This window comes from Ectopseudomonas alcaliphila (assembly GCF_900101755.1).
GTDB classification, from domain to species: Bacteria; Pseudomonadota; Gammaproteobacteria; order Pseudomonadales; family Pseudomonadaceae; genus Aquipseudomonas; species Aquipseudomonas alcaliphila.
Window position 1 is genome coordinate 1,124,530 of sequence record NZ_FNAE01000001.1, and the last position, 23,244, is coordinate 1,147,773.

Annotated in this window: 19 protein-coding genes; 1 reads left to right on the forward strand and 18 read right to left on the reverse strand. The window is 63.5% G+C overall.

Annotated elements, in window-relative coordinates; all coding sequences use genetic code 11:
- Nucleotides 1-29: 29 nt before the first annotated feature.
- The 3 genes from argJ to BLR77_RS05440 all read right to left on the reverse strand — a co-directional run bounded on the left by argJ (nucleotide 30) and on the right by BLR77_RS05440 (nucleotide 5,300).
- On the reverse strand, nucleotides 30-1,247 hold the full coding sequence (argJ, locus tag BLR77_RS05430) for a bifunctional glutamate N-acetyltransferase/amino-acid acetyltransferase ArgJ (RefSeq protein WP_074675828.1): 1,218 nt from the start codon (nucleotides 1,245-1,247) through the stop codon (nucleotides 30-32).
- Nucleotides 1,248-1,406: 159 nt separating this feature from the next.
- Nucleotides 1,407-4,142, reverse strand: coding sequence for a preprotein translocase subunit SecA (gene secA, locus BLR77_RS05435; protein WP_074675829.1), 2,736 nt, complete (start codon nucleotides 4,140-4,142; stop codon nucleotides 1,407-1,409).
- 237 nt (nucleotides 4,143-4,379) lie between these two features.
- Complete coding sequence (locus BLR77_RS05440; RefSeq protein WP_074675830.1) at nucleotides 4,380-5,300, reverse strand: M23 family metallopeptidase; 921 nt, start codon at nucleotides 5,298-5,300, stop codon at nucleotides 4,380-4,382.
- A 78-nt stretch (nucleotides 5,301-5,378) separates the two neighbouring features.
- Here BLR77_RS05440 and BLR77_RS05445 point away from each other — a divergent pair, with 78 nt between their 5' ends.
- A complete protein-coding gene (locus BLR77_RS05445) occupies nucleotides 5,379-5,834 on the forward strand; it encodes a DUF721 domain-containing protein (protein WP_055983886.1) in 456 nt (151 codons plus the stop codon).
- Nucleotides 5,835-5,990: 156 nt separating this feature from the next.
- Here BLR77_RS05445 and lpxC read toward each other — a convergent pair whose 3' ends face one another.
- The 15 genes from lpxC to rsmH all read right to left on the reverse strand — a co-directional run bounded on the left by lpxC (nucleotide 5,991) and on the right by rsmH (nucleotide 23,244).
- The gene (gene lpxC, locus BLR77_RS05450; protein WP_074675831.1) at nucleotides 5,991-6,902 is read right to left on the reverse strand and encodes a UDP-3-O-acyl-N-acetylglucosamine deacetylase; all 912 of its coding nucleotides are present in this window, start codon (nucleotides 6,900-6,902) and stop codon (nucleotides 5,991-5,993) included.
- Between the two features lie 111 nt (nucleotides 6,903-7,013).
- Nucleotides 7,014-8,207 carry a cell division protein FtsZ gene (gene ftsZ, locus BLR77_RS05455; protein ID WP_017678974.1) on the reverse strand — a complete coding sequence of 398 codons (1,194 nt, stop codon included), beginning with the start codon at nucleotides 8,205-8,207 and terminating at the stop codon, nucleotides 7,014-7,016.
- Nucleotides 8,208-8,249: 42 nt separating this feature from the next.
- Nucleotides 8,250-9,497, reverse strand: a complete 1,248-nt coding sequence (ftsA, locus tag BLR77_RS05460; protein WP_017678973.1) for a cell division protein FtsA — start codon at nucleotides 9,495-9,497, stop codon at nucleotides 8,250-8,252.
- 15 nt (nucleotides 9,498-9,512) lie between these two features.
- Nucleotides 9,513-10,379 carry a cell division protein FtsQ/DivIB gene (locus tag BLR77_RS05465; protein ID WP_074675832.1) on the reverse strand — a complete coding sequence of 289 codons (867 nt, stop codon included), beginning with the start codon at nucleotides 10,377-10,379 and terminating at the stop codon, nucleotides 9,513-9,515.
- 3 nt (nucleotides 10,380-10,382) lie between these two features.
- A complete protein-coding gene (locus BLR77_RS05470; protein WP_074675833.1) occupies nucleotides 10,383-11,324 on the reverse strand; it encodes a D-alanine--D-alanine ligase in 942 nt (313 codons plus the stop codon).
- On the reverse strand, nucleotides 11,321-12,721 hold the full coding sequence (murC, locus tag BLR77_RS05475) for a UDP-N-acetylmuramate--L-alanine ligase (RefSeq protein WP_218018504.1): 1,401 nt from the start codon (nucleotides 12,719-12,721) through the stop codon (nucleotides 11,321-11,323). Before murC ends, BLR77_RS05470 begins: the two co-directional genes overlap by 4 nt.
- Nucleotides 12,722-12,755: 34 nt before the next feature.
- Complete coding sequence (gene murG, locus BLR77_RS05480) at nucleotides 12,756-13,826, reverse strand: undecaprenyldiphospho-muramoylpentapeptide beta-N-acetylglucosaminyltransferase (protein WP_074675835.1); 1,071 nt, start codon at nucleotides 13,824-13,826, stop codon at nucleotides 12,756-12,758.
- A complete protein-coding gene (gene ftsW, locus BLR77_RS05485) occupies nucleotides 13,816-15,024 on the reverse strand; it encodes a putative lipid II flippase FtsW (RefSeq protein WP_074675836.1) in 1,209 nt (402 codons plus the stop codon). Before ftsW ends, murG begins: the two co-directional genes overlap by 11 nt.
- Nucleotides 15,024-16,370: a UDP-N-acetylmuramoyl-L-alanine--D-glutamate ligase gene (gene murD / locus BLR77_RS05490; protein ID WP_074675837.1), complete on the reverse strand. Its 1,347-nt coding sequence runs from the start codon at nucleotides 16,368-16,370 to the stop codon at nucleotides 15,024-15,026. Before murD ends, ftsW begins: the two co-directional genes overlap by 1 nt.
- 6 nt (nucleotides 16,371-16,376) lie before the next feature.
- A complete protein-coding gene (mraY, locus tag BLR77_RS05495; RefSeq protein WP_074675838.1) occupies nucleotides 16,377-17,459 on the reverse strand; it encodes a phospho-N-acetylmuramoyl-pentapeptide-transferase in 1,083 nt (360 codons plus the stop codon).
- Nucleotides 17,460-18,830, reverse strand: coding sequence for a UDP-N-acetylmuramoyl-tripeptide--D-alanyl-D-alanine ligase (locus tag BLR77_RS05500; RefSeq protein ID WP_074675839.1), 1,371 nt, complete (start codon nucleotides 18,828-18,830; stop codon nucleotides 17,460-17,462). It lies immediately after the preceding gene.
- Nucleotides 18,823-20,286 carry a UDP-N-acetylmuramoyl-L-alanyl-D-glutamate--2,6-diaminopimelate ligase gene (gene murE / locus BLR77_RS05505; protein ID WP_074675840.1) on the reverse strand — a complete coding sequence of 488 codons (1,464 nt, stop codon included), beginning with the start codon at nucleotides 20,284-20,286 and terminating at the stop codon, nucleotides 18,823-18,825. The genes BLR77_RS05500 and murE overlap by 8 nt, the downstream gene beginning before the upstream one ends.
- Nucleotides 20,286-22,013 carry a peptidoglycan D,D-transpeptidase FtsI family protein gene (locus tag BLR77_RS05510; protein ID WP_074675841.1) on the reverse strand — a complete coding sequence of 576 codons (1,728 nt, stop codon included), beginning with the start codon at nucleotides 22,011-22,013 and terminating at the stop codon, nucleotides 20,286-20,288. The genes murE and BLR77_RS05510 overlap by 1 nt, the downstream gene beginning before the upstream one ends.
- Nucleotides 22,010-22,303 (reverse strand): cell division protein FtsL, encoded by a 294-nt coding sequence (gene ftsL, locus BLR77_RS05515; protein ID WP_074675842.1) that lies wholly within the window; start codon nucleotides 22,301-22,303, stop codon nucleotides 22,010-22,012. Before ftsL ends, BLR77_RS05510 begins: the two co-directional genes overlap by 4 nt.
- Nucleotides 22,300-23,244 carry a 16S rRNA (cytosine(1402)-N(4))-methyltransferase RsmH gene (gene rsmH / locus BLR77_RS05520; RefSeq protein WP_074675843.1) on the reverse strand — a complete coding sequence of 315 codons (945 nt, stop codon included), beginning with the start codon at nucleotides 23,242-23,244 and terminating at the stop codon, nucleotides 22,300-22,302. Before rsmH ends, ftsL begins: the two co-directional genes overlap by 4 nt.

The following is a 23,244-nucleotide window of genomic DNA, read 5'->3' on the forward strand; positions in this document are numbered from 1 at the left end:
GCGCGGGAATAGAGACCAGCGGGACGCGATCAGGTGCGGTATTCGGCGTTGATCTTGACGTACTCGTGGGACAGGTCGGTGGTCCAGATGGTCTCGCTGCAGCTGCCGCGGCCCAGCTCGATGCGGATGGTGATTTCCTCACGGGCCATCACCGCCGCGCCCTGCTCCTCGGTGTAGGTGGTCGCGCGGCAGCCCTTGCTGGCGATGCAGACCTCACCGAGGAACACGTCGATCTTGCTCACATCCAGCTGCGGTACACCGGCATAGCCCACAGCAGCCAGGATGCGCCCCCAGTTCGGGTCGGAGGCGAACAGCGCGGTCTTGATCAGCGGCGAGTGGGCCACTGCGTAGGCCACGTCCAGGCACTCCTGATGGGTGCCACCGCCGTTGACCTGCACGGTGACGAACTTGGTCGCGCCCTCACCGTCACGAACGATGGCTTGCGCCACTTCCATGAATACCTCGAACACCGCCTGCTTGAGCTTGGCGAACAGTTCACCGGAGGCCTCGGTGATTTCCGGCAATGCAGCCTGGCCGGTGGCGATCAGCATGCAGCAATCGTTGGTGGAAGTGTCGCCATCGATGGTGATGCGGTTGAACGACTTGTTCGCCGCGTCGCGCACCAGATCCTGCAGCACGCCCTGGGCGACCTTGGCGTCGGTAGCGATGTAGCCGAGCATGGTGGCCATGTTCGGGCGGATCATGCCGGCGCCCTTGGAGATACCGGTCACTGTGATGGTCACGCCATCGTGCTGGAACTGACGGCTGGCGCCCTTGGGCAGAGTGTCGGTGGTCATGATGCCGGTGGCGGCCGCTTCCCAGTTGTCGGCCTTCAGATCATCCAACGCAGCCTGCAAGGCGGACTCGATCTTCTCCACTGGCAGCGGCTCGCCGATCACACCGGTGGAGAACGGCAGTACGGCGCTTTCGGCAACCCCGGTCAGCTCGGCCAGACGCGCGCAGGCACGGCGCGCACGGGCCAGGCCGTCGGCGCCGGTACCGGCATTGGCATTGCCGGTGTTGGTCAGCAAGTAACGCACTTCACCACCCAGACGCTCGCGAGTGATCAGCACAGGGGCCGCGCAGAAGGCGTTGGTGGTGGTCACCCCGGCGATGCGCGAACCTTCGGCGCAACGCATCACCACCACATCCTTGCGCCCCGGACGCTTGATGCCGGCGGAAGCGATGCCCAGCTCGAAACCAGGAACCGGGTGCAGGGTGGACAGCGGGCCAAGACCAACAGCCATAAGGTGAGCTCCTTGTGAGACGTTGCCGACCGCCAGGCGGTCTGAAAGATGGTAAAACGCCGCGAACGGCAGGGCCGTCGCGGCGTCATCGAGGGCGGCGACAGCATAGCCGAAGCCCTCTCTACTGCAAGCGCCTTCAGCGGCGCGCACCTGCCATGATCAGCCGATCTGACCGTGGCAGTGCTTGTACTTCTTGCCCGAACCACAAGGACAGGGTTCGTTACGGCCAACCTTCGACTCGGCGCGTACAGGCACTGCGGCAACGGCGACGTCGCCCTCTTCGCCACCGGTTTCTTCAGCCGCCAGGGCCGAAGCTTCGGCGTGCTGGAACTGCATGCGCTCGGCCATGGCTTCGGCCTCGCGGCGCAGTCGGGCTTCTTCTTCGGCCGGATCTTCGCGACGTACCTGAACGTGGCTGAGCACGCGGATGGCGTCGCGCTTGATCGACTCCAGCAGCTCCTGGAACAGGGCGAAGGACTCGCGCTTGTATTCCTGCTTCGGGTTCTTCTGCGCATAACCGCGCAGGTGGATGCCGTGACGCAGGTGATCCATGGTCGACAGGTGGTCTTTCCACAGATCGTCCAGCACGCGCAGCAGAATCTGCTTCTCGAAGGTACGCAGGGCTTCGGCGCTGGCCTGGGTTTCCTTCTCGTTGTACGCGCTCAGCAGCTCGGCGAGGATGCGCTCGCGCAGGGTTTCTTCGTACAGCTTGTCGTCTTCATCCAGCCACTGCTGGATCGGCAGCTTGATGCCGAAGTCGCTCTGCAGCGTCGACTCCAGGCCAGCCACGTCCCATTGTTCTGGCATCGACTGCGGCGGGATGTGGTTGTTGACCGCGGCGCTCAGCACTTCCTCGCGGAACTCGGCGATGGTGTCGCCAACGCTCTCGGCAGCCAGCAGGCTGTTGCGCATGTGGTAGATCACCTTGCGCTGCTCGTTGGCCACGTCGTCGAATTCGAGCAGTTGCTTGCGCATGTCGAAGTTGCGGCCTTCGACCTTGCGCTGGGCCTTCTCGATGGCGTTGGTGACCATGCGGTGTTCGATGGCCTCGCCGGACTGCATGCCGAGGGCCTTCATGAAGTTCTTCACCCGATCCGAGGCGAAGATACGCATCAGGTTGTCTTCCAGCGACAGGTAGAAGCGGCTGGAACCTGGGTCGCCCTGACGGCCGGCGCGGCCACGCAGCTGATTGTCGATACGACGCGATTCGTGGCGCTCGGAGGCGATCACATGCAGGCCGCCGGCTTCGATCACCTGCTGGTGACGCTTCTGCCACTCGGTCTTGATCTGCGCGATCTGCTCGTCGGTAGGGTTCTCCAGCGCCGCGACTTCCACTTCCCAGTTACCACCGAGGAGGATGTCGGTACCACGACCGGCCATGTTGGTGGCGATGGTCAGCGCCCCCGGACGACCGGCCTGGGCGATGATCTCGGCTTCCTTGTCGTGGAACTTGGCGTTGAGCACCTTGTGCTCGATGCCTTCCTGATTCAGCAGTTGGCTGACGTACTCGGACGTTTCGATGGTGGCGGTACCGACCAGGATCGGCCGGCCCTGGGCCTGGCAATCTTTGATGTCGGCGATGATCGCCAGGTATTTCTCTTCCTGGGTCAGATAGACCAGGTCGTTGAAGTCCTTGCGCGCGACCGGCTTGTTGGTCGGGATCACCATCACGTCCAGACCATAGATCTGACGGAACTCGAACGCCTCGGTATCGGCGGTACCGGTCATGCCGGACAGCTTGTTATAAAGGCGGAAGTAGTTCTGGAAGGTGGTCGAAGCCAGGGTCTGGCTCTCGGCCTGGATGTTCACCCCTTCCTTCGCTTCGATGGCCTGATGCAGGCCCTCGGAGAGACGGCGGCCCGGCATGGTACGGCCGGTGTGCTCGTCGATCAGGATCACCTGGCCGTTCTGCACGATGTACTCGACATTGCGATTGAACAGCTTGTGCGCACGCAGGCCGGCATACACATGGGTCAGCAGACCGAGGTTGTGCGCCGAATAGAGGCTCTCGCCTTCAGCCAACAGACCGGCAGCGGTGAGCATTTCCTCGACGTACTGGTGGCCGGCCTCGTTGAGCTCGACCTGGCGCGATTTCTCGTCGACCTTGTAGTGACCTTCCTGAGTCACCACGCCTTCCTCTTCCTCGATGTGCTGCTTGAGGCGCGGGATCAGCTTGTTGATCTCGATGTACAGCTTGGAGCTGTCTTCGGCCTGACCGGAGATGATCAGCGGGGTACGGGCTTCGTCGATCAGAATGGAGTCGACTTCGTCAATCACGGCAAAATTCAGCTCGCGCTGGAACTTGTCTTCCAGGCTGAAGGCCATGTTGTCGCGCAGGTAGTCGAAACCGAATTCGTTGTTGGTGCCGTAGGTGATGTCGGCGGCGTACGCGGCGCGCTTCTCTTCCGGCGGCTGGAAGGGGGTGACGATACCCACGGTCAGGCCGAGGAACTCATACAGCGGACGCATCCAGTTGGCGTCGCGGCGAGCCAGGTATTCGTTGACCGTGACCACGTGCACGCCCTTGCCGGACAGCGCGTTGAGGTAGACCGCCAGGGTCCCTACCAGCGTCTTGCCCTCACCGGTACGCATCTCGGCGATCTTGCCTTCGTGCAGGGTCATACCACCGATCAGCTGCACATCGAAGTGGCGCATGCCCATCACTCGCTTGCCGGCCTCACGGGCCACAGCGAAGGCTTCGGGAAGCAGCTTGTCGAGGGTTTCGCCCTGAGCCAGACGGCCCTTGAACTCTTCGGTCTTGCCACGCAGTTGCTCGTCCGAGAGGGCGATCATCTGCTCTTCGAGGACGTTGACGGACTGCACCGCCTTGACCAAGCGTTTTACTTCACGCTCATTCTTGCTTCCGAAAAGTTTTTTAAACAGAGGCGCAAACATATCGACAGGATCTTCCGGCGAATGGATGGAGGTCGGCGCAAATCGCGACCTGGCAGCCAGCATGGCTGCGGGCGAAGGGGGCATTCTACCCGGAAAACTCAGGGAGGAAAGTGACGTTGTCAGCCCGTTGCTGCCGTGTGATGGCGCAGGCCACGCATCCCCGGTCAGCCAGGGGCGCAGCGTGAAACTCTATATGGGGATGAATGCTGGCAATTCAAGGCCAGCCAGCGTCCCGGCTCACTCGACGCCGTTGGCACGCGCGATGTAAAGGGCGGGATTGACCTGTCGGCCATCCTTGCTGACTTCGAAATGCACGTGATAACCGGTGGAGCGACCACTGCGGCCGACCTTGGCGATGGTCTGGCCACGCTGCACCAGATCCCCGATCTGCACAGTATTGCTCTGGTTGTGGGCATAGAGCGTGACGTAGCCGTCAGCGTGGCTGATTTCCACGGTATTGCCGTAACCATTCTTCCGGCCGGAAAAGGTCACCACGCCAGCGGCAACCGAGACCACGTCACTGCCGGGCTTGGCCGCAAAATCGATCCCCTTGTGGACACTGGCACGGCCGGTCAACGGATGCACACGGCGCCCGAAAGGTGACGACACATAACCTTGCAAAACCGGGCGACCGGAGAGGGTTTCCGCTTCACTCAAACGGCGCTCGCCAAGCAGTTGCTCGAGCACTTCCAACTGCTGCTCGCGACTGTCGACGCGCAGCGCCAACTCATCCAGCGCACTCATGAAAGGTGGCGGCGCATAAGCCGAAACCCCCAGCGCATCTTCCGCACCACCCTGGCCAACACTGAGGGAGAAGTCGAACTCGCCAGCATCCAGTTCTGCCAGCTCCGTGAGGCGCTCACCCAGGGCATCGAGCCGGGTAAGGCGTGCCTGCAAATCCGCCACGTGTACGGCAAATGCGTCGAGCTGACGTTGTGCGTCCTGGCGCACTGCGCCGACCTGTTCGCGCTGCTGGTCGAGCGCTTCGGCCAGCGAGGAGTCGAGCACTGGCTCGGTGGTCAGCCACTTGGCACCCATTGCAGCACCAGCACCAAGGCTCAGGACCAGCAGCAGGACAACCGACAGCAGCAACCAGCGCAGGTCTAGATGGATCGTTCGCGCCGAACCGTGACGGCTATTGAGCAAGATGATATGCATGGCTTCCCCTTTTCGCAGAACACAGGCCGGCAGCAGGCTCTGCTACCATGACGGCTCTGCAATTTAAGGCTTCCTGCCATGACGTTTCGTCCCTTGCCGGCCCAGGCACCCGCTACGCTGCTACGCGAAGCCAAGCCCCTGAAAGCGCTGTTCGGTCAGGCGCAACGCCTTACCCACCTACAGCGTCTTGTCGATAGCCAGCTACAGCCTGCTGCCCGGGAACACTGTCATGTAGCGTCCTGGCGCGACGGCTGTTTGCTATTGATCGTGACCGATGGCCACTGGGCAACACGCCTGCGTTATCAGCAGAGAAGACTGCAACGACAACTACAGGCGCTCGAAGAATTCGCGACCTTAACGAAAATCATGTTCAAGGTGCAACCTCAAGGCGGCCAGAATCGTGGAACCGGTCGCACCTTGCACTTGTCGAATAGCGCCGCGCAAAGTATCCAGGCGACAGCCGAAGGCATCAGCGACCCCAGGCTGCGCGCGGCACTTGAGCGCCTGGCCAGTCATACGCAGAAGAGCGAATAACGCCCGTCCTCCGTTCGTCGGCGTGCTTCACTTCGCCGCACTCGCCAGGTAAATGGCGCCATAAATTCTCCTGAACAGCTCATTCACCCCAAACGCCACAGCATAAAAAAGGCCACCCGAAGGTGGCCTCAAATTAAAGCTGGAAAGAGAGTAGGTTTACACCGCCGCAACCGGGCGCATGTAAGAGATCGGTGCGAGCTTGGCGTCCTCGAAGGTCACCATTTCCCAGGCATCGGTCTGTTCGATCAACGTGCGCAGCAAACGATTGTTCAGCGCGTGACCAGACTTGAAGCCCTTGAACTCGCCAATCAGGCTGTTACCCAGCAGGTACAGATCGCCGATGGCATCGAGAATCTTGTGTTTGACGAATTCGTCCTCGTAACGCAGGCCGTCTTCGTTGAGCACGCGATATTCGTCGACCACGATGGCGTTTTCCACACTGCCACCGAGCGCCAGGTTCTGCGAACGCAGGAACTCGATGTCACGCATGAAGCCGAAGGTGCGGGCCCGGCTGACTTCCTTGACGAAAGACGTGCTGGAGAAATCCACACTGGCGCTCTGCGTGCGATTGCGGAACACGGGGTGATCGAAGTCGATCTCGAAGCTCACCTTGAAACCGTCGAAAGGTATGAAGGTGGCGCGCTTGTCGCCCTCCTCCACGGTCACCTCACGCAGGATGCGGATGAATTTCTTCGGCGCTTCCTGCTCCTGCAGGCCAGCGGATTGAATCAGGAATACAAAGGGACCAGCACTGCCATCCATGATCGGTACTTCGGACGCGGAGAGCTCGACGTAGGCGTTATCGATGCCCAGGCCTGCCATGGCCGAAAGCAGATGCTCTACCGTATCCACCTTGACATCACCATTGATCAACGTGGTCGACATGGTGGTTTCACCGACATTCCCGGCCAGCGCGCGGATTTCCACGACGGGGTCGAGGTCGGTACGACGAAACACGATACCGGTGTCCACCGGAGCCGGCTTCAGGGTCAGGTAAACCTTCTCCCCCGAATGCAGGCCAACGCCGGTGGCACGGATGATGTTCTTCAGGGTGCGTTGTCTGATCATGGCTTGGCCGCTATATCGCTAGTTGCGAACTGTTTTCAACAATGGTCGGGAATGATAGCAGAACCGACCTTTGCTGAACACCAATCACCCATATACTCCTGATAAATTCCATCAATCAGCCTGGCGACGCAGGAAAGCCGGAATATCCAGGTAATCGAGGTCATCCTGGGTATTGAGCTTGGCTGCAGTGGCCGCACCGCCATGACTCTGACGCTGCACGGTCGGACGCTCGTAGTCCTTGTAGTTGACCGACTGCTCGCTGCGCGGCTGCGCGGCAGGCTGCTGGGCAACCGGCTGGCTGACGGCTACCTGCACGGTGTTGTCGACCACCTTGACCGGCTTCTCCATGCGCGCGCCGAGGCCGGTAGCGACCACGGTGACGTGCAGTTCGTCGCGCATGTCGGCATCGATCACGGTGCCGACCTTGACGGTGGCGTGCTCGGAAGCGAACTGTTCGATGATGTTACCCACGTCGGAGTACTCACCCAGGGACAGGTCCGGACCGGCAGTGATGTTCACCAGAATGCCGCGCGCACCCTGCAGGTTGACGTCTTCCAGCAACGGGTTGCGGATCGCCGCCTCGGTGGCTTCACGCGCACGGTTCGGACCGCTGGCGCAGCCAGTGCCCATCATGGCCATGCCCATTTCGCTCATCACGGTTTTCACGTCGGCGAAGTCGACGTTGATCATGCCCGGACGCTTGATGATGTCGGAGATACCGCGCACGGCACCAGCCAACACGTCGTCAGCCTTGGCAAAGGCGGACAACAGGCTTGCATCCTTGCCGAGGATGGTCAGCAGCTTTTCGTTGGGGATGGTGATCAGCGAGTCGACGCTCTCGGACAGCGCGCGGATGCCTTCATCGGCGATGACCATGCGCTTCTTGCCCTCGAACGGGAACGGACGGGTGACCACGGCCACGGTGAGGATGCCCATTTCCTTGGCGACCTCGGCGATCACCGGCGCAGCGCCGGTACCGGTACCGCCACCCATGCCGGTGGTGATGAACACCATGTCAGTGCCTTGCAGCACTTCGGCGATGCGCTCGCGGTCTTCCAGAGCGGCCTGACGACCGACTTCCGGATTGGCGCCGGCACCCAGGCCTTTGGTCACGCCCGGGCCGAGCTGCAGCACGGTACGTGCGCCGATGTTCTTCAGCGCCTGCGCATCGGTGTTGGCGCAGATGAACTCGACGCCCTCGATGTTGCTGACAGCCATGTGATTGACTGCGTTGCCGCCGCCACCACCGACACCGATTACTTTGATAACCGCGCTTTGCGGAATGTTATCTACTAGTTCGAACATGATCCCTCTCCTTCCTTTCTAGTTGTAACGCCTACTGCAAATTTAGAAATTGCCTTGCACCCAACGCTTGATGCGTTCGAGTACCGGGGTTTTGTTTTCGTCCTGGTAAGGACTGCCCACCGACATGGAAATGCCATCGTTCTGCTTCTGCAGCCCGTACAACAGCAAACCCACACCGGTGGAATAAATCGGGTTGCGCACCACGTCGCCCATGCCCTTGACGCTGTGCGGTACGCCCAGTCGAACCGGCATGTGGAAAATTTCCTCGGCCAGCTCGACCGCGCCTTCCATCTTCGCCGTGCCGCCGGTCATGACGATGCCGGCCGGGATCAGGTCTTCGTAGCCACTGCGACGCAGTTCGGCCTGAACCAGGGTGAACAGCTCGTCGTAACGCGGCTCGACCACTTCGGCCAGGGACTGGCGCGAGAGATCACGCGGTGGGCGATCACCCACGCTCGGCACCTTGATGGTTTCGCCGGCACCAGCCAGCTTGGCCAGGGCACAGGCGTAGCGAATCTTGATTTCCTCGGCGTACTGGGTCGGCGTACGCAGGGCCATGGCGATGTCGTTGGTGACCTGATCGCCAGCGATCGGGATCACCGCCGTGTGGCGAATGGCGCCTTCGGTGAAGATGGCGATATCGGTGGTACCGCCACCGATGTCCACCAGGCACACGCCCAGTTCCTTCTCGTCCTCGGTCAGTACCGAGTAGGCTGAAGCCAGCTGCTCGAGAATGATGTCGTCGACTTCCAGGCCGCAGCGGCGCACACATTTCTCGATGTTCTGCGCGGCGTTCACGGCGCAGGTCACCACGTGCACCTTGGCTTCCAGGCGTACACCGGACATGCCCAGCGGCTCGCGCACGCCCTCCTGGTTGTCGATCACATAGTCCTGCGCCAGGGTGTGCAGTACGCGCTGGTCCGCCGGAATCGCCACGGCCTGCGCAGCATCGAGCACGCGCTCGATATCGGCCGGGCTCACTTCGCGATCACGGATGGCGACGATGCCGTGGCTGTTGAGGCTGCGGATATGGTTGCCGGCCACGCCGACAAACGCCGAGTGGATACGGCAGCCGGCCATCAGCTGCGCCTCTTCCACCGCGCGCTGGATCGAGGCCACGGTGGACTCGATATTGACCACCACGCCCTTTTTCAGCCCGCGCGACGGATGGGTGCCGATACCGACGATTTCCAGCTGGCCGTCGGCCGTCACCTCGCCCACCAGCGCCACCACCTTGGAGGTACCGATGTCCAGGCCAACGATCATCTTGCCGCTCTGCGCGCTATTCATTAGTCCTGCCTCTCCTCAATTCACTTTCTGCGCGGCCGCAGCCGGCTCCACCGGCTCACGCCAGGCCACGGCCAGACCGTTGGCATAACGCAGGTCGATGCGCGCGATGTTCGCGCTCTGTTCTTTCAGTTCCCGCTCATAGATGGCGGCGAAACGACGCATTTTTTCCACCACGTGATCACGCCCCAGCAGGATGTCGATGCGCTGGCCGCTGGCGTTCTCGGTGGCCGAGAGGAACCAGCTGCCGCGCTCGCGCAACTGCAGCCCGACCACGGTGAAGCCCATCGGTCGTAGCAGTTGGCTGAGCATCTGGTACTGCTGCATCACCTTGGGCTGCGCCCGCTTCGGGCCGGACAGCTGCGGCAGATGCTGGTAGTTGTCCAGCTCCTGTGGCGCGAACGCCTGGCCCTGGTTGTTGAGCAGCGCCTCGTCGCCCCAACGGGCGATGGGCAGTTGTTCTTCCAGACTCACGTCGATCTGATCCGGCCAGACGCGACGCACTTCGGCATGAGCGATCCAGGGCATGCGCTCGAGCTCTTCGCGCATACCGCGCAGGTCAGCGCTGAAGAAGCTCGCTTCGATAAACGGCGCGATCCGCCGCTGCACCGCCTGCTGGCTGACGTAAGCCAGATCGCCCTGCACGCTGATGCGCGCGATCGGGCGGTCGGCGTAGGGCAGCAGACGCTGTGCGCCTTCATAGGCGCCGAACCCCAAACCGACCAGAACCAGCGGCCAAAGCAGCTTTCCTGCCCAGGAGAAATCCGCCTTGGGCATACGCAGACGCATCGGCTCCTTGGCCACCAGACGGCTGGCGCCACGCGGCGCGGGCTTGCCGCGTTGCGGAGCCCTCAGCGAGTCCTGATGACGCAGAGCGATGCTCATCGCTTAACCCCTCGCCTCGACGCTGTCAGCCAGGATCGCCAGCACCAGTTGCTGGAAATCCAGACCGGCAGCACGCGCGGCCATCGGTACCAGGCTGTGATCGGTCATGCCCGGTACGGTGTTCACTTCCAGCAGCCAGAACTGACCACTGGCATCCTGCATCACGTCGGCACGCGCCCAGCCCTGAGTGCCCACGGCCTCGCAGGCACGCGCGGTCAGCGCCTTGAGTTCGGCTTCCTTTTCGGCAGACAGGCCGCAGGGAATGCGGTACTGGGTGTCATCAGCCAGATACTTGGCGTCGTAGTCGTAAAAGGTGTGCGGCGTGCCGAGCCCGATGGGCGGCAGCACTTCGCCGCGCAGCACGGCGATGGTGTATTCGGGGCCGGCGATCCACTGCTCGACCAGCACCTGGCTGTCGTAGCGGGCAGCGTCCTGCCAGGCGGCGATCAGCGCCTCGACGCTCTCGACCTTGGCCATGCCGATGCTGGAACCTTCATGGGCTGGCTTGACGATCAGCGGGAAGCCCAGTTCGGCGGCGGCTACCTCGCAGTCGGCTTGCGAGGTCAGCACGGCATGACGCGGCGTCGGCAGGCCGAGGCTATGCCATACCTGCTTGGTACGCAGCTTGTCCATCGCCAGCGCAGAAGCCAGGATGCCGCTGCCGGTGTAGGGAATACCGGCGCACTCGAGCAGGCCCTGCATGGAGCCGTCCTCGCCACCGCGGCCGTGCAGCACGATAAAGGCGCGGTCGATCTTCTCGCTGTTCAGGCGAGCCAGGAAATCATCACCCACGTCGATGCCGAAGGCGTCCACACCTCCCGCCTGCAGGGCGCTAAGCACGGCGTTGCCGGATTTCAGCGACACCTCGCGCTCGGCGCTCTTGCCGCCGAACAGCACGGCGACGCGGCCGAAGGCCTTGGGATCGAGGGTACTGTGCAAACTCATTTCGACTCCCCCACGAACAGCGGGTGCTTGATCAACTGCGGCGCCACGGCACCGATATCGCCAGCGCCCTGGCACAGCAGGATGTCGCCGGCACGCAGCAGCGGTTTGAGCAGCGGCGCCAGGTCGGCACCGCGCTCGACATAGATCGGATCGAGCTGACCACGCTGACGGATGCTGTGGCACAGCTGGCGGCTGTCGGCACCGGGAATCGGCTCCTCACCGGCCGGGTAGACTTCCACCAGCAGCAGCACGTTGGCTTCGCCGAGCACCTGCACGAAGTCGTCGTACAGATCGCGGGTACGGCTGTAGCGGTGCGGCTGGTAGACCATCACCAGACGACGCTCCGGCCAGCCGCCACGCACGGCCTTGATCACTGCGGCCACTTCACGCGGGTGATGGCCGTAGTCGTCGACCAGCATCACGCTGCCACCGTCCACCGGCAGTTCGCCGTAGACCTGGAAGCGCCGACCGACGCCCTGGAAGCCAGACAGCCCGGCTACGATGGCGGCATCGTCGATGCCTTCGTCGGTGGCGATGGCGATGGTCGCCAGCGCGTTGAGAACGTTGTGATTGCCCGGCATGTTCACCGACACGTCGAGCGGCTCGCAGTCAGGGCGCAGCACGGTGAAGTAGGTGCGCATGCCTTCCTGACGCACGTTGATAGCGCGCACGTCGGCGTCCTCGGCAAAGCCGTAGGTCACGGTTGGGCGGCCGACCTGCGGCAGCAGCTCGCGCACCACCGGGTCATCCACGCAGAGCACCGCCAAACCGTAGAACGGCAGGTTGTGCAGGAACTCGATGAAGGTCTTCTTCAGCTTGTTGAAGTCGCCGCCGTAGGTGCTCATGTGGTCGGCGTCGATATTGGTGACCACCGAGACCATCGGCTGCAGATGCAGGAAGCTGGCGTCGCTCTCATCGGCTTCGGCGATCAGGAAGCGGCTAGAGCCGAGCTGGGCATTGGTGCCGGCCGCGTTCAGCCGGCCGCCGATGACGAATGTCGGATCGAGGCCGCCGGCAGCGAACACCGAAGCCAGCAGGCTGGTGGTGGTGGTCTTGCCATGGGTGCCGGCCACGGCGATGCCATGGCGATAGCGCATCAACTCGGCGAGCATCTCGGCACGCGGCACCACCGGAATACGCCGTTCCAGCGCGGTGGCGACTTCCGGGTTGCTGGTGTTGACGGCGCTGGACACTACCAGCACGTCGGCTTGCTCGGCATTCTCGGCAGCATGACCGATGAAGATCTGCGCGCCGAAACTCTTCAGGCGCTCGGTGACGGCCGAGGCCTTGAGGTCGGAACCGGATACTTCGTACCCCAGGTTCAGCAGTACCTCGGCGATGCCGCACATGCCCACGCCGCCGATCCCGACGAAATGGATACGACGGATACGGCGCATACGCCGAACTTCGGCCTTGACCGCAGCGGGAGACTTAGCCACGCATCACCTCCTGGCAGATGTCGACCACCGTGCGGGTGGCATCGGGCTTGGCCAGGCGACGCGCAGTGGCGCCCATGACATTGAGTTTTTCCAGGTGCATCAGAACCTCGGTGAGCTGCGCGGCAAGCGTGTCCGCGTCAGTGGCATGTTGCGCAAGAAGGACTGCAGCGCCCTCCTTCGCCAGGTATTCGGCATTGCGGCTCTGGTGGTCGTCGATGGCGTGCGGCAGCGGCACCAGAAACGACGGCAGACCCGCGGCAGCCAGCTCGCTGACGGTCAGTGCGCCAGCGCGGCAAACCACCAGATCGGCCCAGCCATAAGCGCGAGCCATGTCCTTGATGAAGGGCGCGACCTCGGCTTCGACCGCAGCATCGCGATAACGCTCCGCAGTGATTTCGGCATGTTGTTTACCAGCCTGATGGAACACCTGCGGACGCACGTCAGCGGCAATTTTCCCCAGCGCGGCCGGTAGCAATTTGTTCAGCGGCTCGGCGCCCAGGCTGCCGCCCAGCACCAGCAATTTCGGCTTGCGCCCGGCCAGCGGTTCGCGCGGCGTTTCCAGGAACAGCTCCTCACGCACCGGGTTACCGGTGGTGCGCCGCTTGTCGGAAGCGCCGAAGGTGTTCGGGAAGGCCTCGCAGATGCGCGTGGCGATACGCGACAGCAGACGATTGGCGGTGCCGGCCACGGCGTTCTGCTCATGGATCACCAGCGGTATACCGGCCATACGTGCAGCCAGGCCGCCGGGACCTGTGACGTAGCCGCCCATGCCCAGCACGCACACCGGCTGCAGCTCACGCACGATACGACGCGCCTGCAGCAGCGAACGCAGCAGCTGGAAAGGCGCCTTGAGCAAGGACAACTTGCCCTTGCCACGCAGGCCGCTGACGTTGATCAGGTGCAGCGGCAGGCCCGCCTGCGGCACCAGTTCGTTCTCGATGCCGCGCGGCGTGCCCAGCCAGTGCACGGCGTAACCGCGCGCCTGGAACTCGCGAGCGCAGGCCAGCGCCGGGAACACGTGGCCACCGGTACCGCCGGCCATGATCAGCACATTACCGCGCATGGCTGACCTCCTCGGCAAAATCCGCTTCGGTGAAATCCACGTCCTCGTTACCCAGTATGTTGCGCCGCTCCCACTCGATACGCAGCAGCAGCGCCAGACTCACGCAGCAGATCACCAGCGACGAGCCGCCGTAGCTGAGGAACGGCAGGGTCAGGCCCTTGGTCGGTAACAGACCGGTGTTCACCCCGATATTGATCAGGAACTGACCGATCCACAGGAACGCCAGACCGTAGGCGACATAGGCGGAGAAGAACTGCTTGGCCTTCTCGGCCCACAGACCGATGTACAGCGCACGCACACTGACGAAGACGAACAGCGCCAGGGTCGCCAACGCGCCAACCAGGCCGAGCTCCTCGGCCAACACGGAGAACACGAAGTCGGTGTGGGCTTCCGGCAGGTAGAACTGTTTCTGAATGCTGTTGCCCAGACCCACGCCGAACCACTCGCCGCGGCCGAAAGCGATCAACGCCTGGGTCAGCTGATAACCAGAGCCGTATTGGTCGGCCCAGGGATCGGTAAAGGTGATCAGACGCTGCAGGCGGTACTCCTGGGTCTGCACCAGGACGAACACCGCACCGACTGCCAGGACCACCATCAGACCGAAGCGCAGCATGCCGACGCCACCGAGGAACAGCATGGCCATGGCCGACCCCATCATCACCACGGTGGCGCCAAAGTCCGGCTCCAGCAGCAACAGGCCTGCCATTGGCAGCAGCACGACGAAAGGCTTGAAGAAACCGGCCCAGCTCTCGCGCACCTCTTCCTGACGACGCACCAGGTAACCGGCCAGGTAGACCACCACGAACACCTTGGCGATTTCCGACGGCTGCACGTTGAAGGCGCCGAAGCCGATCCAGCGCCGCGCACCGTTGACCTCACGGCCAATTCCCGGCACCAGCACCAGCACCAGCAAGGCGAAAGCCGCCAGCAGCATGATCCAGCCGTAACGCTGCCAGATGTTCATCGGCACCATCAGCACTACGCCAGCGGCGCCGAGGCCGATGACCAGGTAAATCAGATGGCGAATCATGTGATAGAGCGGGCTACCGGTCTGTGCAGCGGCCACCTCCGAAGACGCCGAAGCGATCATCACCAGGCCGAGGCCGAGCAGGCCCAGGCAACCGGCCAGCAGCGGGAAGTCCAGATCGAGGCCGCGCCCCAGGAGCGGCGAGGGGCGAATCTGCAGGAAGGACAGCATCAGACGAGCCCCTCCACAGCCTGGGCGAACAGGCGCCCGCGCTCTTCGAAGTTGTTGAACATGTCCAGGCTGGCGCAGGCCGGCGACAACAGCACGGCATCGCCGGCCTCGGCCAGCTCGCTGCAGCGCTGCACGGCTTCTTCCAGGCTCGCTACCCGCACCTGCGGCACGGCGTCACCAAGAGTGTCGGCCAAGCGCTGAGCATCACGCCCCAGCAGCACCACCGCGCGGCAGAAACGCGCGACCGGATTCTTCAGCGCGGTGAAATCGGCGCCCTTGCCGTCGCCGCCAGCGATCAGCACCAGCTTGCCGGCGATATCCGCGCCCAGGCCTTCGATGGCTGCCAGTGCGGCACCGACGTTGGTGGCCTTGGAGTCGTCGTAGTAATTCACCCCGGCACGCTCACCGACCCATTGGCAACGGTGTGGCAAACCGGCGAACTGACGCAGGGAGCTCAGCATGGCCTCCATCGGCAGGCCCACGGCATGGCCGAGCGCCAGCGCCGCCAGGGCGTTGGACTGGTTGTGCGCACCACGGATCTTCAGCTCGCTCACCGGCAGCAGCGCCTCGAAGCGAAACGCCAGGGATTTCTCGCCGTTCTCTTCGAGCAGGCCGAAGCGTTTGAAATCAGGTTTGCCCAGGCCAAATTCCCAGCAGGTCACCTGGTCAGCGATCAGCGGGCGCGACAGCGCGTCGTCACGGTTGATCACCACCTGACGGGCGCCACGGAAGATCCTGTGCTTGGCCAGGTGATAGGCCGGCAGGCCGCTGTAGCGGTCCATGTGGTCTTCGCTGATGTTCAGGCAGGTGGCCACTTCGGCGTTGAGTTGATCGGTGGTCTCCAGCTGGAAGCTGGACAACTCCAGTACATACAGCTCGACGTCGTCGGCCAGCAGATCCAGCGCCGGCGTACCCAGGTTGCCACCCACGGCGACGCGCTTGCCGGCAGCGACGGCCATCTCGCCGACCAGGGTGGTGACGGTGCTCTTGGCGTTGGAGCCGGTGATGGCGACTATCGGTGCCTTGGCGTGGCGGGCGAACAGGTCGATATCGCCGGACAGCTTCACCCCACGCGCAGCGGCTTCGGCGAGCGCCGGCGTGGCCACGGCCAGGCCCGGACTCACGTACAGTTCCGAGGCGCGGCAGAGGAAGTCCACGTCCAGCTCGCCGCAACGTACTTCCACCTGCGGGTAGTCACGCTTGAGCGTCTCCAGCTCCGGCGGGTTCGCGCGCGTATCGGCCACGGCAAAGCGCACGCCCTGCTGCGCCAGGAAGCGCACCAGGGACATGCCGCTCTTGCCGAGGCCGACAACGATGCGGAACTGGTCGGAAGCGATCAATGACACGCTCTATTACCTCAGTTTCAGGGTGGCCAGGCCGATCAGCACGAGAATCACGGTGATGATCCAGAAACGGACGATCACGCGCGGCTCAGGCCAGCCCTTGAGTTCGAAATGGTGGTGAATCGGTGCCATGCGGAACACGCGCTTGCCGGTCAGCTTGAAGCTGGCGACCTGGATGATCACCGACAGGGTTTCCATGACGAACACGCCGCCCATGATGAACAGCACGACTTCCTGGCGGACGATCACGGCGATGGTGCCCAACGCGGCGCCGAGCGCCAGCGCGCCGACGTCCCCCATGAACACCTGCGCCGGGTAGGTGTTGAACCACAGAAAGCCCAGGCCGGCGCCAACCAGCGCGGCGCAGAACACGATCAGTTCACCGGCGCCCGGCACATAGGGAATCAGCAGGTACTCGGCGAAGTTCACGTTGCCCGACAGGTAGCAGAAGATCGCCAGCGCACCGGCCACCATCACCGTGGGCAGGATGGCCAGGCCGTCGAGACCGTCGGTGAGGTTCACCGCATTGCTGGTACCGACGATGACGAAGTAGGTCAGCACCACGAAGCCAGCGCCCAGGGGAATGGCGACGTCCTTCAGCAACGGCAGGATCAGGGTGGTCTCCACCGGGCTCTGCGCGGTCATATAAAGGAAGACAGCTGCAGCCAGGCCGAACACCGACTGCCAGAAATACTTCCAGCGGCTCGGCAGACCGCGCGAGTTCTTCTCGATCACCTTGCGGTAGTCATCGACCCAACCAATGGCGCCGAACAGCAGGGTCACGGCCAGCACCACCCAGACGTAGCGGTTGGTCAGGTCGGCCCAGAGCAACGTACTTACGGTGATGGCGCTGAGGATCAGCGCACCGCCCATGGTCGGCGTGCCCTTCTTCGACAGGTGCGACTGCGGGCCATCGTGGCGCACCGCCTGGCCGATCTGACGTACCTGCAGGGTGCGGATCATCCATGGGCCGAGCCACAGCGACAGCGCCAGGGCGGTGAGCACGCCAAGAATGCCGCGCAGGGTCAGGTACTGAAAGACCGCGAAGCCCTTGTGGAACTGTTGCAGGTACTCCGCCAGCAGCAGCAGCATTTAGTGAATCTCCCCAGATACGTCACACAGCGCCGCCACGACCTTGTCCATGGCTGCGCTGCGTGATCCCTTGATTAGTAGTGTGCTGCCGGCCTGTTCGGCGCGAAGCGCTTCGATCAGCTCGGCCTGATCGACGAAGTGGCGGCCTTTTGAGCCAAACTCCTCGACCGCAAAACGCATCAGCGGGCCAACGACATACAGCGCATCGACCTTGCCGGCGGCGTGGCGGCCGACATCGCGATGGCCCTTTTCGGCCCACTCGCCCAGCTCGCCCATGTCTCCCAGCACCAGAACGGTGCGACCGGAGAAGCCGGCGAGTATATCCACCGCCGCACACATGGACACCGGGTTGGCGTTGTAACTGTCGTCGATAACCCGTACGCCATTGGCTGCCAGATGCGCTACGGCGCGACCCTTGACCGGCTGCAGGTTTTCCAATCCCTGGGCCATCGCGACCAACGGCATGCCCAGGGCATGAGCGGCAGCACAGGCAGCCAGCGCATTGGCCACGTTGTGCTCGCCCAGCAGGTTGAGCTGGATGCGCGCGCTGCCAGCAGGACTACGCAAGGTGAAACCCTGGCAGCCACGCTCGTCGCGAGCCAGATCGCTGCCGTGGAAGTCGGCGCGAGTGTCGCGCAAGGCAAAGCTCAGCACCTTGCGTCCAGCAGCGCGGCGCTGCCAGGTGAGGAAAGCCTTGTCATCCAGATTCAGCACGGCCACGCCATCGCTCGGCAGGCCTTCGAGAATCTCGCCCTTGGCTTCCACGATCTTTTCAGGGCCGCCGAACTCGCCAACGTGGGCATTGCCGGCATTGGTGATGATCGCCACTTGCGGCCGGGTCAGGCTGACGGTGTAGGCGATCTCGCCGACATGGTTGGCACCCAGCTCGATCACCCCGGCGCGATGTTCAGGTGCCAACTCCAGCAGGGTCAGCGGTGCGCCGAGATCATTGTTGAGGTTGCCGCGCGTGGCCAGCACCGCACCGTTCAGGGCGACACGCAGAATGGAAGCGAGCATCTCCTTGACGCTGGTCTTGCCACTGGAGCCGGTCACGGCAGCCAGCGGGCCGGCGAAGGCCTGGCGATTCAGCGCGCCCAGTTGACCGAGCGCCATACGGGTATCAGCCACCAGCAACTGCGGCAGCGGCGCTCCCTCCACTTCACGTTCGACCAGCGCAGCAACCGCACCCTTGGCGGCGACGTCGGCCAGGTAGTCGTGGCCGTCGAAACGCGGCCCGGCCAGCGCCACGAACAGTTGCCCGGCAGCAATGGTACGGCTGTCGGTGCCCACTGCAGAGAAAGCGACATCGGCGCCGATCACCCGTGCGTTCAACTCACCAGCAACTTCGCTGAGCAGCCAGGGCTTAAGCATGAGCGGCCTCCCAGGCCGACAGGGCCTTGTTCGCTTCGATCAGATCGGAGAACGGCTGACGTACGCCCATGATCTCCTGGTAATCCTCGTGGCCCTTGCCAGCCAGCACCAGCACGTCGGCAGCCTCGGCCTGAGCGATAAGACGGGCGATGGCATCGCCACGGCCGTGAATGAACTGCACCTGCTCCGGCGCTTGGAAGCCCGCGCGAATATCGGCGACGATCTGCGCCGGCTCTTCCGTACGCGGATTGTCATCGGTCACCCACACCCCATCGGCCAGACGCTCGGCAATCGCTGCCATCAGCGGACGCTTGCCGCGGTCACGGTCACCACCGCAGCCGAACAGGCAGAGCAGGCGCCCCTCGACATGCGGGCGCATGGCCTCGAGTACCTTTTCTAGGGCATCCGGGGTGTGCGCGTAATCGACCACCACCAGCGGCTTGTCGCCACCGCCCAGGCGCTGCATGCGACCAGCCGGCCCCTGCAGCTGTGGAAGGGCCTTGAGAATCTCGTCGAGCGCGTAGTCCAGACCCAGCAGTGCACCGACCACAGCCAGCAGATTGCTCAGATTGAAGCGACCAAGCAGGTTGCTGCGCAACACGCCTTCGCCACGCGGGGTCACCAGGCGCGCACGCACGCCGTGATCATCGAAATGCGTTTCGCTGCAATAAAGGAAGGCGCTGCTATCGTTCAGGCTGTAACCGATCAGACGCGATTCGTGCGTCTGTGCAGCCAGCTCACGACCAAAGGCGTCATCGAGGTTGATCACCCGGCAACGCAGATTCGGCCAGGCGAACAGCTTGGCCTTGGCAGCGCCGTAGGCCTCCATGCTGCCGTGGTAGTCGAGGTGATCACGCGACAGGTTGGTGAACACCGCCACGTCGAACTCCAGCGCTGTGACACGCCCCTGATCGAGACCATGGGAAGAGACCTCCATGGCCACGGCGCGTGCACCTGCCTGCTTGAGCGAGGCCAGGGTCGCCTGCACGCCAACCGGATCGGGCGTGGTGTGTTTGCCCTGCTCCAGCGCGCCATGGAAGCCGGTACCCAGGGTACCGACGATGCCACAGCGCTGACCGAGCAGATCCAGCGCCTGCGCCAGCAGCTGGCTGACACTGGTCTTGCCGTTGGTACCCGTAACACCGATCAGGTGCAAAGCGCGGCTCGGCTCACCGTAGAAGCGCCCGGCAATGGCCGAGAGCTGGCCGGCCAGCCCCTTGACCGGCACCAGCACCGCACTTTCAGCATGCATGGGTGCAGCGCCTTCGGCCTCGAAGGCCACTGCCGCAGCGCCGCGCGCGATGGCATCAGCGATATGTACGCGGCCATCCTGCTGGGTACCCGGCACCGCCAGGAACAGATCACCCGGACGCACCTTGCGGCTGTCCAGGGTCAGCTCACGAATCAGCACGCTGCTCCCGGCAGCTGGCAACAATTGATTGAGCGACATGGGCATCAGTTGCGCCCTCCCTGGTCAACGGCGGCCATCTTCTGCTCGGGCGGCGGCAGATTGTCTGGCGCGATGTTCATCAAACGCAGCGAGCCAGCCATCACCCGGCTGAATACCGGGGCGGAGATCAGGCCGCCGTAATAGGCGCCCTTGCCGGGCTCGTCGATCACCACCACCAACGCGATGCGCGGATCCTGCGCCGGGGCGAAACCGGCAAACAGGGAGCGGTAGGAATTGGTCTGGTAGCCCTTGGCCCCGGCATTGGTCTTGCGCGCCGTGCCACTCTTGCCGGCGACGTGGTAACCCGGCACCTGGGCACGGAACACGCCACGCGGCGCCTCGACCACCTGCTGCAACATGCCCTGCAGGGTCTTGGCCACATCGGCCGACATTACCTGCATGGCGCCCGGCTTGCTGTCCACGCGAATCATCGACAGCGGCGTCATGCCGCCGCCGTTGGCCAACGCGGCATAGGCGTGAGCCAGCTGCACCGCCGTCACCGAAAGGCCGTAGCCATAGGACAATGTTGCGGTTTCCGCCTGGCGCCACTGGCGGTGATTGGGCAGATTGCCGACCCGCTCCCCCGGGAACCCGAGGCCGGTGTCGCGACCGAAACCCAGGTTGCTCAGCACCTGATAGATGTTCTCCCCGCCCACGTCGAAGGCAATCTTGCTCATGCCGACGTTGCTGGAGTTGATCAGGATGCCGGTCAGGTCCAGCGCCGGGCCCTGAGTGCGGGACACATCACGAATGCTGTAGCGGCCGATCTGCAGGGTGCCGTTGCCGACCTGAACGATGTCACTGGGCTTCCAGCGACCGGTTTCCAGCGCAGCGGACATCGTCAGCGGCTTGATGGTCGAGCCGGGCTCGAAGACGTCGATCATGGCGCGGTTGCGCATGGCTGCCGGGGTCAGGTTGCGACGGTTGTTCGGGTTGTAGGTGGGATGGTTGACCATCGCCAGCACTTCACCGGTCTTCACATCGACCATCACCAGACTGCCGGCCTTGGCATCGTTTTCCAGCAGCGCATTACGCAGTTCGCGATGGGCCAGATACTGCAGGCGCAGATCAATGGACAACGCCAAGGCTTTGCCAGCCTTGGCGTTCTGCGCGACCTGCACGTCCTTGATCAACTTGCCACGCCGGTCCTTGAGCACCTGGCGCTTGCCCGGCACACCGGCCAGCCAATCTTCGTAGGCCAGCTCCATACCCTCGCGGCCACGGTCGTCGATATCGGTGAAGCCGACCACATGGGCAGCCACCTCACCAGCCGGATAGAAACGGCGGAATTCTTCGATGGCATAAACGCCGGGCACTTTCAGATCCAGCACGCGCTGACCGTTCTCCGGGGTCAGGCCACGCACCAGGTACATGAACTCGCGCTCCTTGTTCTGCTCCAGACGCGCCGCGAAGTTGGCCGGATCCTGCCCCAGAGCAGCGGCCAGCGCCGGCCACTGTTCACGGCCGGCCTGCAGCTCCTTGCCGTTGGCCCACAGGGTGGTGACAGGAGTACTGACGGCCAGTGGCTCGCCATTGCGGTCGGTAATCAGCCCACGGTGCGCCGGGATCGGAATATGACGCACGCTGCGGGCATCGCCATGGGCCTTGAGGAAATCATGGTCGAGCACCTGCAGGTCGAGCATACGCCAGGCAATGGCGCCGACCATCAGTGCCAGCAGCACCAGCACCAGGCGGAAGCGCCAGGGGTAGAGTGCGCCTTCGAGCCCGATCATGGACGCACCATACGCACGGCGGCGGGGTCGGGGATGTGCATTTTCAGCTGCTCGCTGGCCAGCGCTTCGATACGGTTGTGCGCGGTCCAGGTGCTCTGTTCGAGAATCAGGCGGCCCCACTCGGCCTGCGCCTTGTCGCGCACGCTCAGCTCGCCATACAGCTCGTTGAGCAGCAGGCGATTCCAGTGCGCGCTGTAAGACACTGCCACAGCGGAAATCAGGATGGCGATGAACAGCAGCAGCATCAGGAAGCTGCCGCTGGGCATGGATTTGATCAGCCGGCGGCTCACCGCAACTTCTCCGCGATGCGCATCACCGCGCTGCGCGAGCGCGGATTGGCCTTGAGTTCGGCCTCGGCAGCGTAGACCGGCTTGCCGATCAGCTTCAGACGCGGCTCGAAGGCTTTCGGGATGATCGGCAGGTCGCGCGGCAGCTTGTCCGCTTCGCCCTTGGCCTGACGCTTCATGAATTGCTTGACGATGCGGTCTTCCAGCGAGTGGAAGCTGATCACCACCAAACGACCGCCGACTTCCAGCGTTTCGAGCGCCGCTTCGAGGCCGCGCTCGAGATCACCGAGCTCGTTGTTGACGTGAATGCGAATACCCTGGAAGGCACGAGTCGCCGGGTTCTTGCCCTTTTCCCAGGCCGGATTGGCCACGGTCAGCACTTGGGCCAGATCGGCAGTGCGGGTGAACGGCTGCTCGGCGCGGCGCTGCACCACGGCGCGCGCCATGCGCTTGGCGAAACGCTCTTCGCCGTAATCCTTGAGCACGCGGGCGATTTCGTCTTCGGCCGCTGTGGCGATCCAGTCAGCGGCACTGACGCCGACATCCGGATTCATGCGCATGTCCAGCGGGCCGTCATTGAGGAAACTGAAGCCACGCTCGGGATCGTCCAGCTGCGGCGAGGATACGCCGAGGTCCAGCAGGATGCCGGAGACCTGACCGCAAATGCCGCGGACAACGGCTTCCTCGCCAAGTTCCGCAAAACTGCGCTGCACAACGACAAAGCGGCCGTCTTCGGCCGCCAATGCTTCCCCGGTGGCTATCGCCAGGGGATCCTTGTCGAACCCCAAGAGCCGCCCATCTGGCCCGAGTTTCTGCAGGATCAGCCGACTGTGCCCGCCACGCCCGAAGGTGCCGTCCATATAACGACCATCACCGCGCACAGCCAGCCCCTCGACGGCCTCGTCGAGCAGCACGGTGATATGGCGGAAGTTGCTATCGGTCAT